General features: G+C 45.5%; 13 protein-coding genes. 11 read left to right on the top strand and 2 right to left on the bottom strand.

The window, feature by feature from the left end:
• The first annotated feature begins 1 nt into the window (after position 1).
• The 10 genes from acs (at position 2) to MKHDV_RS04565 (ending at position 10,026) form a co-directional block, all read left to right on the top strand.
• The gene (acs, locus tag MKHDV_RS04610) at positions 2-1,975 is read left to right on the top strand and encodes an acetate--CoA ligase (RefSeq protein ID WP_160712718.1); all 1,974 of its coding nucleotides are present in this window, start codon (positions 2-4) and stop codon (positions 1,973-1,975) included.
• A gap of 75 nt (positions 1,976-2,050) precedes the next feature.
• Positions 2,051-2,725 (top strand): phosphoribosylglycinamide formyltransferase, encoded by a 675-nt coding sequence (purN, locus tag MKHDV_RS04605; protein ID WP_160712716.1) that lies wholly within the window; start codon positions 2,051-2,053, stop codon positions 2,723-2,725.
• Between the two features lie 3 nt (positions 2,726-2,728).
• Positions 2,729-3,700: a LysR family transcriptional regulator gene (locus tag MKHDV_RS04600; protein ID WP_160712714.1), complete on the top strand. Its 972-nt coding sequence runs from the start codon at positions 2,729-2,731 to the stop codon at positions 3,698-3,700.
• Positions 3,701-3,712: 12 nt separating this feature from the next.
• Entirely contained in the window at positions 3,713-4,291 is a 579-nt protein-coding gene (amrA, locus tag MKHDV_RS04595; RefSeq protein WP_160712712.1) for an AmmeMemoRadiSam system protein A, read from the top strand.
• A 157-nt stretch (positions 4,292-4,448) separates the two neighbouring features.
• Complete coding sequence (locus MKHDV_RS04590; RefSeq protein ID WP_160712710.1) at positions 4,449-5,588, top strand: MFS transporter; 1,140 nt, start codon at positions 4,449-4,451, stop codon at positions 5,586-5,588.
• A gap of 79 nt (positions 5,589-5,667) precedes the next feature.
• Positions 5,668-6,153, top strand: a complete 486-nt coding sequence (locus MKHDV_RS04585) for a hypothetical protein (protein WP_160712708.1) — start codon at positions 5,668-5,670, stop codon at positions 6,151-6,153.
• Positions 6,154-6,423: 270 nt separating this feature from the next.
• Positions 6,424-7,245, top strand: a complete 822-nt coding sequence (locus tag MKHDV_RS04580) for a substrate-binding domain-containing protein (RefSeq protein ID WP_160712706.1) — start codon at positions 6,424-6,426, stop codon at positions 7,243-7,245.
• Between the two features lie 69 nt (positions 7,246-7,314).
• Positions 7,315-8,010: an ABC transporter permease gene (locus MKHDV_RS04575; protein WP_160712704.1), complete on the top strand. Its 696-nt coding sequence runs from the start codon at positions 7,315-7,317 to the stop codon at positions 8,008-8,010.
• Between the two features lie 2 nt (positions 8,011-8,012).
• Positions 8,013-8,669: an ATP-binding cassette domain-containing protein gene (locus MKHDV_RS04570; RefSeq protein ID WP_160712702.1), complete on the top strand. Its 657-nt coding sequence runs from the start codon at positions 8,013-8,015 to the stop codon at positions 8,667-8,669.
• A gap of 190 nt (positions 8,670-8,859) precedes the next feature.
• Positions 8,860-10,026, top strand: a complete 1,167-nt coding sequence (locus tag MKHDV_RS04565; RefSeq protein ID WP_160712700.1) for an iron-containing alcohol dehydrogenase — start codon at positions 8,860-8,862, stop codon at positions 10,024-10,026.
• Between the two features lie 127 nt (positions 10,027-10,153).
• Here the strand turns inward: MKHDV_RS04565 and MKHDV_RS04560 are convergent, their stop codons facing one another.
• On the bottom strand, positions 10,154-11,146 hold the full coding sequence (locus MKHDV_RS04560; protein WP_160712698.1) for a hypothetical protein: 993 nt from the start codon (positions 11,144-11,146) through the stop codon (positions 10,154-10,156).
• Positions 11,147-11,414: 268 nt separating this feature from the next.
• Between MKHDV_RS04560 and rlmN the strand changes: the two genes are divergently transcribed.
• The gene (gene rlmN / locus MKHDV_RS04555) at positions 11,415-12,467 is read left to right on the top strand and encodes a 23S rRNA (adenine(2503)-C(2))-methyltransferase RlmN (protein ID WP_160712696.1); all 1,053 of its coding nucleotides are present in this window, start codon (positions 11,415-11,417) and stop codon (positions 12,465-12,467) included.
• Between the two features lie 82 nt (positions 12,468-12,549).
• Here rlmN and MKHDV_RS04550 read toward each other — a convergent pair whose 3' ends face one another.
• Complete coding sequence (locus tag MKHDV_RS04550) at positions 12,550-13,869, bottom strand: YihY/virulence factor BrkB family protein (protein WP_160712694.1); 1,320 nt, start codon at positions 13,867-13,869, stop codon at positions 12,550-12,552.
• Between the last annotated feature and the right edge of the window lie 86 nt (positions 13,870-13,955).

The following is a 13,955-nucleotide window of genomic DNA, read 5'->3' as shown; positions in this document are numbered from 1 at the left end:
CATGATAGACAACACACAACCTACATCCAACGGAACTGTTGAATCACTTTTGACGGAACAACGAGTTTTTCGTCCTCTGCCGCGTGTTATTGCAGATTCTGCTGTAAACCCTGCCGACCTGAAGCATGCTTATCACAAAGCAAGTGTGGACAGCCTGGCTTACTGGGAAGATGCAGCGGAACGACTTCAGTGGTACCGCCGGTGGGATACTGTACTTAACGACACAGATGCGCCCTTCTACAAATGGTTTTTCGGCGCCCGTTGCAACATAGTGCACAATGCTCTCGACAGACACATAACCTCTCCAAACCGCAATAAACTTGCTCTTATTTGGGAAGGTGAACCGGGTGACACGAAACGGCTCACATATTTTGAACTTTATAGAGAAGTTAACAAATGCGCTAATGCCATGCGTGAACTTGGTGTTACAAAAGGTGACACGGTTGTAATTTACCTTCCGTCGCTACCGGAAACTGTAATCTCTATGCTCGCAGCAGCAAAAATCGGCGCAATTCATAGTGTCGTGTTTGCCGGATTCTCAGCCAATGCACTTGCGGAACGTATTGAAGATGCAAAACCAAAAATTATTATTACAGTCGATGCATTCTACCGAAACGGTCGTATCTTAACGCTAAAGCCGTTGGTTGATGAAGCACTTGAACAGGTTGAACATACTGTCGACCACACCATTGTTGTGCACCGCACCCATGTTACGGTTGAGATGGATGCTGAAAAAGATTTGTGGTGGCATGATGTCATGCGCGGTAAATCATACGAAGCCATAACAGAAAGCATGGATGCCACTGATCCGCTCTTTATGCTCTATACCTCTGGCACGACTGATAAGCCTAAAGGCGTTGTCCATTCGCATGGTGGTTACATGGTGGGAGTACATCAAACCTTCACGCAGGTTTTTGACAACAATGCCACTGATATTTTTTGGTGTACTGCTGATGTAGGTTGGATTACAGGACATTCGTACGTTGTCTACGGACCACTTATGGCAGGAACCACAACCTTCATGTATGAAGGCCATCCGCTGTATCCGGAAGCAGGAAGACTATGGTCTGTGGTTGAGCGCTGGGGAATCTCAGTTCTCTATACAGTTCCAACACTTATCCGTATGCTTATGCGCTTTGGAGAAAAATACGCCCTGCGTCATGACCTAAGTACTCTGCGCCTGCTTGGTACTGTAGGTGAACCAATTTCACCGGAAGCATGGGTCTGGTTCCACAAACATATCGGTAAAGGGCAATGCCCGTTGCTGGATACGTGGTGGCAGACTGAAACGGGGATGATTATGATTTCTCCGTACCCGATATCTGTGCTCAAACCGGGTTCCGTAGCCCGTCCTCTTCCAGCTGTTGATATTGATATTGTTGATGACGACGGTACCCCTGTTCCAACAGGGAAAGGCGGCTATCTGATCATCAAAAAACCTTGGCCTGCCATGATCACTACGTTGTTCAATGACGAAGAAACGTACAAAGAAATGTATTGGTCTCGTTTCCCGGGATATTACTGCTCTGGAGATATTGCTCGAAAAGACGAGGATGGATACATCTGGCTGCAAGGTCGTGCTGACGATGTCATCATGATCGCCGGACATCGAATAGGCACCGCAGAATTTGAAGCAGCGCTTTCCTCGCATCCACTCGTGGCGGAATGTGCTGTTATCGGCATGCCGGACTCAATTCGCGGCGAAGTTGCAAAGGCATATGTCGTACTCAAAGAACAGTCAGACACCCTGTACTTTATGGATGAAGAAGACGAAACAGAACAGCAGCTCATTGGGCATGTCCGTGCTGAACTCGGTTCCATTGCTGTAATAGGTTCAGTGGACATTCGTGATGCACTCCCGCGTAACCGAAGCGGTAAAATTATGCGCAGGCTGTTGCGTGCAGAAATCACTGGCGGTGATCGTGGCGATACCAGCACGTTAGAAGAAGACCCGTTTTGGGCAACCATAAAATAGACACCGGAAGATCTTTCTTACCGGTTTATTACTCAGATACGTTGTCGAACTGCCTCATATTTTTACGGAGACATAATGTCATTTAACATAGCGGTACTCGCATCCGGCTCCGGTTCCAACTTGCAATCCATTATTGATGCAGTTGAACGCGGCTCCTTAGAAGCAAAAATTTGTCTGGTTCTTTGCAACCGCAGCAATGCTTTTGCACTTGAACGTGCAAAAAAAGCCGGAATACCGACTGCAATCATTCTTCACTCGAATTTTGAGAATAGAGAAGAATTTGATTCGGCGATGATTGAACAATTGCAAGCCGCTAATGTTGACCTTGTTGTTCTCGCTGGCTTTATGCGTATACTGACTCCTTTGTTTATTAAAACATTTGCAGGGCGCATTGTTAATATCCACCCTGCCCTGCTTCCGTCTTTCAAGGGAGCGCACGGTATTGCGGATGCTGTAGCGTACGGCGTAACACTGGCAGGATGTACAGTACATTTCGTTGATGAAATTATGGACAATGGTGCTATTATTGCTCAGGCAGTGGTACCTTTTGCGTCTGATGAATCAGCGGGCACTGTGCAGAAACGTGTGCTTACTTTTGAACATCGTGTTTACCCGCAAGTCTTGCAATGGATTGCCACCAGACGAGTTTCTCAGAACGGGCGCAAAGCTTCCGTGCAGGATACCGGCTTAGCCAAAATCCCTTCTGACGGCAGCTTTATTGTTTCACCTCAATTAGAGGATGGATTTTAGGTAATGAATATAGGGCAAGTTAATCTGGCTTCAGTCAACCTTAACCTGCTTGTTGCACTTAAGGCGTTGCTTGATGAAGGCAATGTTACCCGTGCAGCGAAGCGCTTAAATATTACACAAAGCGGCATGAGCAAAAACTTGCGGCACCTTCGTGAGTTGTTTGACGACCCGTTGCTTGTACGCAGTGGCAACAACTTTGCGCTCACAGAACGCGCAGTAGAACTGAGCCAGAATCTGGAACGAATTCTGGGTGAGGTTACAGAACTGCTCGACCGAAGTAGTTTTGATCCGGCTGAATGCACTCGTACATTCACCTTTGCGACCTCAGACTATGTGGCAGAATATATTTTTCCGAAAGTTCTTGAAAACTACCTAAAAGTTGCTCCTAACATTTCTATTAGATTAGAAATGTCGAACGAAGCAACAATCGGCAAGCTATCGAACGGTCCCTATGATTTAATCACATCAATGTTGGATTCGCAGTATCAAGGGCTACATCACCTCGTTATTGGGCGGGATCAATTTGCATGTTGTATGCGTAAAGATCACCCGTTAATGCAACGCGGGGGTGGACTTTCCCTAAGCGAATACTGCTCTCTCGACCATGCAGCCATTACAGGCGGTGGCGACAAAGTACACGTTATCGAAGCGGAACTTGCCAAAATCGGTAAGCGTCGATCCGTACGTTTTTCAGCCCCTCTGTACACAACAGTATGTAAAGTTGTGAGTAGTTCTGATATGATTGCAACTATGCCGAGCCATATTGCGAGTAACCTTGCGCCGGAATTCGACCTGGCATGGTGCGCTTTGCCGTTCTATATTGAACCATTCGACTACACCATTGCATGGCATGAGCGACAGCATCACGATGCATCGCACATTTGGTTCCGCAACATGATGCAACAACTTATTCAATCAAGTCTCTATAGTCATATGGCACAAGAAGCACCGAGCGACATTTTATGCGTGTTATAAACGGAGAAAAGTATGAACAATGAACAATCCAATGTACGCAGCCTTTCTTTAACCGCCGCAGATAAAGATTACTTACGAGAACTCGTTCAGTGGAGTATCTCCACGTACTTTGAAGGCGCTCATACACTTGACGATAATACCGTTCCAAAGCCGGAAAGCCCACTTTTAAAACAGGAGCTTGGTGCTTTTGTTACGCTCAAAAAGAATGGAAACTTACGTGGCTGCATCGGGAATGTTGTCGGGCAAGGGCCGTTGTATCTTACTGTAGCCTATATGGCGCGCGCAGCAGCATTTGAAGATCCACGTTTTCCACAAGTGTCAGAAACTGAATTTGCGTATCTCTCAACCGAAATTTCCATCATGGGGCCAATCACACTTTGTCCGGATACCGATCTCATCGAAATAGGTACGCATGGGCTCATCATGCAACATAGAGCAAACTCCGGCTTACTGCTTCCGCAAGTTGCACAGGAATGGAACTGGGATCGTAATAAATTTCTCGAACAAACCTGCATCAAAGCTGGGCTCAAACCAGATATGTGGAAAAACCCTGCCACTAAAATTTATTGGTTCGAAGCCTACGTTCTGTAGTTACTCTTCGGTCAACTATCTTTAATTCATACGATTTTACAAAACGTATGAATAATCTTGCTTGCTTGGACAACCAATATCTTGCATTATCGTGCCGCGCACTTGGGTGTGCGTAAATATTTACACCTTTTTTGCACGATTTTCTGGAGAGCCTACCATGTCCGACGCAGATCGCCGCCGAATGTATATTTATCTGCTTATCATGACCATTGCTGTTGCAGCTGGTTTTCAAGCGTGGCGTACCCTCTACAACAACTTTGCTGTTGATATTGTAGGACTGACTGGCCAACAGATCGGTATCATTCAATCCGTTCGCGAAATCCCCGGTTTCCTTGCCCTGTTAGTCATCTACCTTTTACTTTTCATTTCTGAGCACCGCCTAGCGGCTATTTCCATAGCCATCCTCGGGCTTGGTGTCGGGCTTACAGGTTCAATGCCTACGTATCAGGGAATGGTTTTTACAACTCTCATCATGAGTTTCGGTTTCCACTACTATGAAACGGTTAACCAGTCTCTTACGCTACAATATTTTGATTTAAAAAAAGCTCCTGTCATCATGGGCAGACTCCGCGCAATGGGTTCCGCAACGAACCTTGTTGTCGGTGGATCTATCTTCCTGCTAAGCATGAAACTTGATTTCCAGCAGATTTTCTGGGTGTTCGGTATCATCGTCATACTCACTGCCATGTGGTGTTTTACGCAAAACCCTACATCATCTAATGTTGCACCGCAGCATAAGAAAATGGTGCTGCGCCGTCGTTACTGGCTTTTCTACATGCTCAACTTTTTTGCAGGTGCTCGCAGACAAATATTTGTGGCCTTTGCAGTGTTCCTCATGGTAGAAAAATTCAAATTTTCCATTCAGGAAGTTACCCTGCTCTTCATCGTTAACAATATTATCAACTGGTGGCTTTCACCTGCAATTGGTAGAGCTGTTAACAAATTTGGGGAGCGCAAAGTTCTTTCACTGGAATATGCAGCCATGATCTTTGTTTTTGTTTCATACGCCTATGTGGAATCAAAACTGCTCGTGGCATTCCTGTATGTTCTTGATCATATTTTCTTTAACTTCTCTCTTGCAATTAAGTCGTATTTCCAAAAAATTGCGGATCCGTCCGATATCGCCCCATCAATGGCGGTAAGCTTTACCATCAACCACATTGCAGCGGTTGTTGTTCCGGCCCTCGGCGGTATGCTCTGGATGGTGGACTATAAAATCCCATTCCTTGCAGCAGCAGGAATATCTTGTATTTCCCTTGCATTAGTACAGCTTATCCGCACACCGGATCACAGCTAATCACGGACAAACTGACATCGTTCATAGTACGTGCTACTCAATCTCATACTACGTAGCGCAACGACATAAGGAGAATAAATTGAAACAATTACTCTGCTTCATACTCATTTGCATTGCATTTGCAGCAATCCCTGCTTTTGCGGAAGAAGCCCCGAAACCAGCTAAAACAGTGCAGCCCGCAGCACCTAAGGCTGACACGCCTGCTGTGGTTACATCGCGCACTACCCCTATTTTTGTTGAGCAGAAAGGGGCAGACAATCTCGGTTCCATGCTTGCATTTGAACTTAAAAGTGCATGCAACACATCTAGCCTCTTCAAAATGACAGGTGATGATGTTCCGAAGATTACAGTAATAATCACCACCATGTCTGAATTTGCAGACCGCCCTAAAATTGGTTCTGTATATAGTGTTGTCTGGGTGTTTTCTGAAAACTCAAACAATCTGAAATACTACCTCGCTCAGGACACCGGTATTGTAACAGTAGACAACGTCTCCGCGCTCGCAACATCAGTAGCAAACAAGACTGATCAAATTGCTTTGCAATATGGCTACTTGTTTGAATAAATTATTCCGGTGACCCGTTTTTTTAACTATCTGAGGACAGTGATTTTTTCACTGTCCTCTTTTTTTGCTGTAAGTTATAGTTAACTATGGTTATCTATTTCCAAAGTAGATAATTAAATTCAACAAAATCAATGCGTAATTATTGTTTTTTTCATCTGTGTCATTTTATAAGCAGGTATTTTTAGTTTCCATTAGGAAGAAAATACGGTTACACCTCTTTTTATTCCTAATCAGGACTAAAAATAACTTAAAATGACCATGGAGCTCTTAATGAAAAAATTTGCTGCCTTACTTCTCGCATTGGCTCTGCTCGTACCAGCAATGGCGCAGGCACAGGAAAAAGTACTTATGATGGCTACCACCACCAGTACTGACAACACCGGCCTTCTTGATGAGCTCATGCCAGAATTCACTAAAGATTCCGGCATTGATATTCGCTGGACTGCCATCGGCACAGGCAAAGCACTTGCCATGGGCCGTAACTGCGACGTTGACGTACTGCTTGTACACGCTCCGGGTGCAGAAAAAAAATTCGTTAAAGATGGCCACGGCGTTGACCGTACCCAGCTTATGTACAACGACTTTGTTATTGTAGGCCCTGCTGCTGACCCTGCACATGTTAAAGGCATGCCTATTGAAAAAGCACTGAAAGCTATTGCTGCTGCAAAAGCTCCTTTCGCTTCCCGTGGTGACAACTCCGGCACCAACAAAAAAGAAATTTCTCTCTGGAAAGCAGCCGGTATGGCAGTTCCAGATAAAGCAGACTGGTACATGCAGCTTGGTCAGGGTATGCTCAAAACTCTGAACGTAGCAGCACAGAAAGGTGCTTACACCATGACTGACCGTGGTACATGGATCAAGTACATGGATGTTAACAAAGGCAAGACATCGTTGAAAATCGTTGTAGAAGGCGATAAAGTACTTTTCAACCAGTACAGTGCTATTGCTATCAACCCTGCTGTTTGCCCTAAAGCAAAAGTAGAACTTGCTAACGAATTCATCGCATGGATGGCTTCCCCTAAAGCACAGAAAGCAATCGGCGAATTCCGTCTGCTCGGCAAACAGCTCTTTACACCTAACGCAGGTAAGTAATTTGCTTTTGCATACATAGACTTTGCTGGGGTGGCTTTTGCCACCCCTTTTTTTTGGCAAGGAGATTACATGGGTTTCATATATGAAGGTCTGCTAAAGGCTTTTCAACTTCTTTTCGACGGCAATCCGGAAACTTGGTCTGCCGTTTATATAACGATCTGCGTTTCATCACTTTCGATTTTTTTCACAATTCTGATCGGTGCGCCGCTTGGTTTTGTGCTCGGGTATTGTCGTTTTAGAGGACGTGACACCCTACGGATGATTACCGATACCCTACTCTCCTTCCCCACCGTTGTTATTGGCCTGCTCGTGTACTCCCTAGTTTCACGACAAGGACCACTCGGTGACTTGGATCTACTTTTTACCCTTTCCGGTATTGCTATCGGTCAGGTCATGCTCGGTATGCCTATCGTTGTTGCAATGGTGGCAAATGCAGTGGAAAACGCAGATTCCGGCATGAAAGAAACCCTGCTCACACTCGGTGCGGACAAGTTCCAAGTACTTCGCGCGACACTTTGGGAAACACGCTATCATCTCATGCTTGCCGGTGTTGCAGCCTACGGGCGCATAGTCTCTGAAATTGGTATTTCTATGATGGTCGGCGGGAACATTAAATGGCACACACGCACCATCACCACCGCGATTGCTTTAGAAACAGGCAAAGGCGAGTTCGCCATGGGCATTGCTCTTGGTGTGGTTCTGCTCATCATAGCTTTCGGTGTGAACTTCAGTGTCGCAAAACTCAAACGCCGCGCGGGGCAATAGTCATGTCGCTTTATCAGCTTTCAAACATCGTCCAAATTTACGGCGGCAGAACTGTTCTCTCTATTGATTCCCTGACACTGGAAGCAGGAACAATTACAGGTATAATCGGTCCCAACGGCGGCGGTAAGTCAACTCTTATGCGCATGCTTGCTTTTCTGGAATCTCCACATGGCGGAACAATTCTGTACAAAGGTGCCAAAGCATCTATCGCAGACACATCGCTCAGGCGCGAAGTAACTTTACTCACTCAACAGCCATATCTTCTTAAACGAACCGTACAAGAGAATATTGAGTACGGCCTACATGTGCGCGGCATAACCAATATTTCCGGCATTGCTGCTTCTGCACTTGAAGAAGTCGGCCTTTTACCGGATACATTTCTTACCCGTAACTGGTTTGAACTTTCCGGTGGAGAAGCACAACGCGTTGCACTTGCTGCCCGTCTTGCGGTAAAGCCGAGAGTACTTTTGATGGACGAACCTACATCTTCTCTAGACGAAGAATCCACTGAGCGAATTCGAAATGCAGCAGTACGTGCAAAAACAGAACATAAAACAAGCCTCGTTATTGTTTCACATGACAGAGAATGGCTCGCTTCTGTATCTGACAGCACTGTACTTATCCGTAATGGAAAAATAGAGTACACGCATTCAGGATAGCAACACTAACACTCCACCACGGCTCTCACTTCATAACTACATGTTTCCACTCTAACATACTGTAGGAACACTATTCTCCTGTACCCTTTCACGCAATCCATCATCACAACACTTGTCGTCACCTCAGTTACTCGCTATAGTCAACATTGCATAATTCTGGGCAATAACATTTTTTTATCAGGTGATTAACATGGATGCTTTTACTTATAGTGCCCCTACTCAGGTAATTTTTGGTCAAGACGCTGTCGATCTCATCGGCTGGCATATTGTTAAAGAAGCGTCTTCGGTCCTTCTTGTTATGGGTGGCGGCTCAGCACGTAACAACGGTGCTTATGAAGCAGCGACCCGTTCGTTACAGGAAGCAGGCGTGGATTGGACAGAATTTTGGGGAATTAAACCCAACCCTTCACTTGAGCAAGTTGAAGCAGGCATAAACATTGCCCGTAAGGCTAGTGTAGGTGCAGTTCTCGGCATTGGTGGCGGCAGTGTTATTGATGCTGCAAAAGCCATTGCAGCAGGCTTCTACCTCGACGACTACTGGGAGCGCGTTGAATCTCGCAAAACCGTAGAGCGCTCTTTACCTGTCTACACAGTTGTTACACTGTCCGGCACCGGTTCAGAAATGAACGGGAAGGCCGTTATCACCAACGAGCAGTTACAAAAAAAATGGAGCCTCGGCGGACATTGCATGATTCCTAAAGTCACTGCAATCGACCCCCTCTATCAGGTACAGACTCCGTGGAATCTCACAGCTGGTAGCGGCATTGATGCAATGACTCACGTTATGGAAAACTATTTCCGCGGACGCATTGCAGACAAGCGCACCGGTTACTTCAACGAAGAAACAACCCTGAACATTTGTGAAGGGCTGCTCATTTCTCTTATCAACTCCCTGCATTCTCTGCGGCACGATCCTTCAAACTACGAAGCACGCGCCAACCTTGCATGGGCTTCCTGCTTAAGCCTTAACGGCCTTACCGGTTGTGGCCTATCCGGCGGAGACTGGACCTCTCATGCGCTTGAGCATGCTCTTAGCGGACGCTTCCCGCATATCCCGCACGGAGAAGGACTTGCCGTCATTTTCCCTTCATGGATGCAACAAGTTTGCGCAAAGGCTCCGGACATTTTCAACCGCTTTGCATCAACCGTATGGGGACAGGAAACAATTCAAGGCGGCATTGATGCCACCCGTGCAGCATTTTCCGCATGGGGTGCACCATCACGCCTTTCTGCGTGGGGCGTAACCGAAGAAGACGTACCGTACCTTGTTGAAAGTGCATTTGAGTACCGTGCTCTTGGACATGTCGCTCCGTTGAACAGAGAAGACGTTGCTGAAATCTTTATGCGTGTGTTGTAGCAGCTACAACTTTCCGTAAAATTTATTTGTTCACAAAAAAGCCCGACATCGCATACACGATGTCGGACTTTTCTTATTGTAATTAAGCCACAACGAACTAAACAGTCCACGGGCTCATCCATAACATTTATCCAATTACAGACGATACAGCTATTTCGCGCAGAGTCTGATAATATTTTCGAAACAATTCTTCCTGTTGAACGGTCGGAGATTCACCCGAACCGCTTACGCCTGACTGAAACATTAACACGGTACCATCAACCAGCATATACCAGTTGTAATAGTACCCCGCCCCCTTGTTTCCTTTTCCATCCGCTGAGAACATAACCCAAATGCTTTGAGTATTTCCGAGTCGCTGGATGCCCTGCGCTAAAATTTCTATTGCACCGAACTGTTCTGTCAGTACATCTGTAGAAACACGACGCTGGAGTTCATGCATGACTGCGTCATCAGAATACACTCGTTTTGCACGAGCATACTGTATGGAAAAAAACGGAACGCCATTCCCCATGGCACTTCGATATTCCACAGACTGCTTCTCTCCATTCGATGGAGCTTGTCCCCATGTTTTGGGTACAGAAATTTTGCAGGTTCTTTTCTTGCCACTCGCAACCCACTGATAACGGGCGGCTGAAACAAGACCGTCAGTAAATTCAAGTTCAGGATTCAACTTATATTTTTCGGTATGAAACAATGCAGCACGCGCCACTGTAGACGGCAGGCCATTCTCAACATATGTCTGCACCTTTTCCACCAAAGAAAAACATGGTGCACAGCCTTCAGTCAGCGAATACGTTCTCTTACTGGATTGAAGCAACACACCATCATATTGTCGAAAATTTACAGCATCATGATGCTCTCCACGTATAGAAGAAACAGCATCATCAAGCAGAGCGGCAAATACACTAGAAGCATTTTCAAATGCCTCACCCATATCCGGACACGTAGCACCGCATAGCTCAAAACCCTGACTATGCGCCATGTAAAAAGAATATAGCTCCATATCTACACTACGCATCGAAGCTGCGTGTTCCTGACGAATATCGCCTGCAGCAGCATTCAATGTTGTAGCGCAAAATAAAATTACAATCGCAACCATGCAGTTGCTAGCTAGTTTCACAACACCCCCTCCATAGCGATAAAACAATTCTGTTCGTGCAATAAAGACACTTACTCATAGCATTATTTCCTTTAAAAATTAAGAGGTTATTTCACACCCACCTTATTGACCTGCTTACAGACGGCAAACTTTACCATCCCTGTATTCTGCAAAGGTTTCCGCAGCCTCTTCACAGGTGAACCGTTAATGTATATAGAGTCTGTGGCGATGGCGCACTGCGTTCATCCACATATTCACCGGTAGACAATACCGGATAAAAGGGGCCGTCATGGTTAATATTCTTGATCTCTCATATGAAGAACTTGAAGAGTTTCTCGTAGAACTCGGGGAAAAAAAATTCCGCACCAAGCAAGTTTGGCAATGGTTGTGGAATAAATACGTTCAATCTTTCGATGAGATGACCAATATCTCAAAAACTGTTCGCGCTCGCCTGCACGAAGCAGCATACATCCGCTGGCCGGAAGTTGTTACCTCCCAGACAAGCAAAGACGGTACGATCAAGTTTCTCCTTAAGCTGCATGACGGTGCTCTTGTGGAAACCGTACTTATTCCCGGCTCCAAGGGAAGATACTCCCAGTGTCTTTCCTGTCAGGTTGGGTGTGCAATGGCCTGTACCTTCTGTTCTACCGGTACAATGGGCTTTAAACGCAACATGACCCAGAGCGAAATCCTCGGTCAGATTCTCGTTGCGCGCCATTCCCTTAACGACGTTGCTGAACGACCAATCCTTCGCAACATCGTATTCATGGGCATGGGCGAACCGCTCCTTAACCTTGAGACTCTGCTCAAGTCGCTTAACACCATGCACAGCACTCTCGGCCTTGCTTTTTCTCCACGCCGCGTAACTGTCTCTACCTGTGGCATTCAGAAGGGACTCAACGAACTCGGCGAATCCGGCCTTGCTTTCCTCGCAGTGTCTCTGCACGCTCCGAATCAGGAAGTACGCGCTAAAATTATGCCGAAAGCAGCACGCTGGGAACTTAACGACTTGATGCATGCACTTAAAAATTACCCGCTCAAAACCCGTGAGCGCATTACATATGAATATCTTCTGCTTGGCGGCGTAAACGATTCTGTCGAAGACGCACGAGAGTTGCATAAGCTTATTTCTCAGACCAAATCGAAGCTTAACCTTATCGTCTACAATCCGGCAGAAGGCGATCCATACAAAGCTCCGTCTGAAGAGGCTGTTCTCAAGTTCCAGAAAATTCTCTGGGACAAAGGCGTAACCGCCATTATCCGCCAATCAAAAGGTGCGGATATTAAAGCAGCATGTGGACAGCTTGTTGCTGACCAGAACAAAAAAGACGCTGAATGTTAAAAACAGAAAAGCCCGGAGCATAACGCTCCGGGCTTTTTTTATTCTATTTTATTAACTGATTTCGCTGGCAGAAATTCTCGAACTACAATTCAGAAAGAGTACAGTCATTACCGCTTGCAAGTTGCTTATATAATGTTTCCACAATAGCGACAGAATCTGAATGCCCTTGAATCGCATATTGCATCACTCGCTCCGGATGATACTGCGCCACGGCAGTTACAACGTCAGAAACATAAGTTGTTGTTGCTGGTCGTGCCAAAATATATGTAGCATTTTCGGAATCTAATTTTGCAACAAAACCTTTCTCTTCTAGTAGACCAAGCACATCTTCCAATAGCAGCTGCGAAATTTTTAGCTTTTCACTCAACGAATCAACTCGCACAGCGCCCTGATTCTCTCCATATGTTTTTGCCAAAGTTGCCATGACGGCAGTAGCAAGAATAGCTTTCTCATAGCAGCTCGTTTTACCGGCCAGCATTTTATCTTCTTCTGTTGAGCCATATTGAATAGCGTAGCAAACCTCTACACCGAACAACACAATCAGCCAGCTGATGTATATCCAGATAAGGAACAGTGGAAGCTGGGCAAAACTGCCGTAAATCATATTGTATTTATTCACGTCTACTAAGTAGGAAAGATAGATACTCTCTACCCCTTTCCACAAAACAACGCCTATCAAAGCACCGACAAATGCGCTTCTTTTCTGAACCTTGAGATTAGGAATAAACGCATACGCGAAGAAGAGCAGGCACCAGATCATCACGGTCGGTATCAATTTTAACAGTAGAATATATACATAATTCACAGCATCAATACTCAAAAGTTCTTGAACAACTGATTCATGCTGCATTGTCACACTAAGGCTGACAGCGACGCCAAGAAAAACAGGGGCAATGAGAACCATAGAAAAGAAATCTGTAAATTTACGCCACATGGTTCTGCCGTGCTTAACACTCCAGATTGTATTAAACGCAGCCTCAATGTTTCCCATCAAAGAAATCACGGTGAAAAGTAATGTCGCAACACCAATAACACCAAGCGTGGTAACATCTGTGTTGTTCACATATTCCAGAAGAAACTCCACAGCCTTATTGTTACCGGCAGATGCATTTAACAGTATATAACGTAACGTATCACTGTTCTGAACTCCCAGCCCTTTCGAGATGGCAAACACAACAGCAAGAAACGGCACTATGGAAAGTAATGTTGTATACGCAAGTGCAGTTGCACGCAGCATACAGTTATCTAATAGAAAACCATTAAAGATAACAGAAAGCCGCCTGCAAAAAATGACTCCCCATTGTTGAACCATTGGCAGAGTGTCTAAATCCACACGCCACATACCTCTGGTTACAAACTGGATTATCGGAGACATCTGCTTCTTGGAAAAAGAACGAACCATAGTGTATCCTGTTACGAATAATTTAAGTTAACAACAATGTATCTGTCAGCCTACATGCTGTGGCTTGACTCTACAATACTCTTGTT

The sequence above is a fragment of the Halodesulfovibrio sp. MK-HDV genome (assembly GCF_009914765.1).
Taxonomy (GTDB): domain Bacteria; phylum Desulfobacterota; class Desulfovibrionia; order Desulfovibrionales; family Desulfovibrionaceae; genus Halodesulfovibrio.
This window is presented reverse-complemented; position numbering and strand designations above follow the sequence as displayed.

Excerpts from the sequence above, each read along its gene's own strand:
- acs (WP_160712718.1), top strand. The coding sequence starts at position 2 with ATGATAGACAACACACAACCTACATCCAACGGAACTGTTGAATCACTT.
- purN (WP_160712716.1), top strand. The coding sequence starts at position 2,051 with ATGTCATTTAACATAGCGGTACTCGCATCCGGCTCCGGTTCCAACTTG.
- MKHDV_RS04600 (WP_160712714.1), top strand. The coding sequence starts at position 2,729 with ATGAATATAGGGCAAGTTAATCTGGCTTCAGTCAACCTTAACCTGCTT.
- amrA (WP_160712712.1), top strand. The coding sequence starts at position 3,713 with ATGAACAATGAACAATCCAATGTACGCAGCCTTTCTTTAACCGCCGCA.
- MKHDV_RS04590 (WP_160712710.1), top strand. The coding sequence starts at position 4,449 with ATGTCCGACGCAGATCGCCGCCGAATGTATATTTATCTGCTTATCATG.
- MKHDV_RS04580 (WP_160712706.1), top strand. The coding sequence starts at position 6,424 with ATGAAAAAATTTGCTGCCTTACTTCTCGCATTGGCTCTGCTCGTACCA.
- MKHDV_RS04575 (WP_160712704.1), top strand. The coding sequence starts at position 7,315 with ATGGGTTTCATATATGAAGGTCTGCTAAAGGCTTTTCAACTTCTTTTC.
- MKHDV_RS04570 (WP_160712702.1), top strand. The coding sequence starts at position 8,013 with ATGTCGCTTTATCAGCTTTCAAACATCGTCCAAATTTACGGCGGCAGA.
- MKHDV_RS04565 (WP_160712700.1), top strand. The coding sequence starts at position 8,860 with ATGGATGCTTTTACTTATAGTGCCCCTACTCAGGTAATTTTTGGTCAA.
- rlmN (WP_160712696.1), top strand. The coding sequence starts at position 11,415 with ATGGTTAATATTCTTGATCTCTCATATGAAGAACTTGAAGAGTTTCTC.
- MKHDV_RS04550 (WP_160712694.1), bottom strand. The coding sequence starts at position 13,869 with ATGGTTCGTTCTTTTTCCAAGAAGCAGATGTCTCCGATAATCCAGTTT.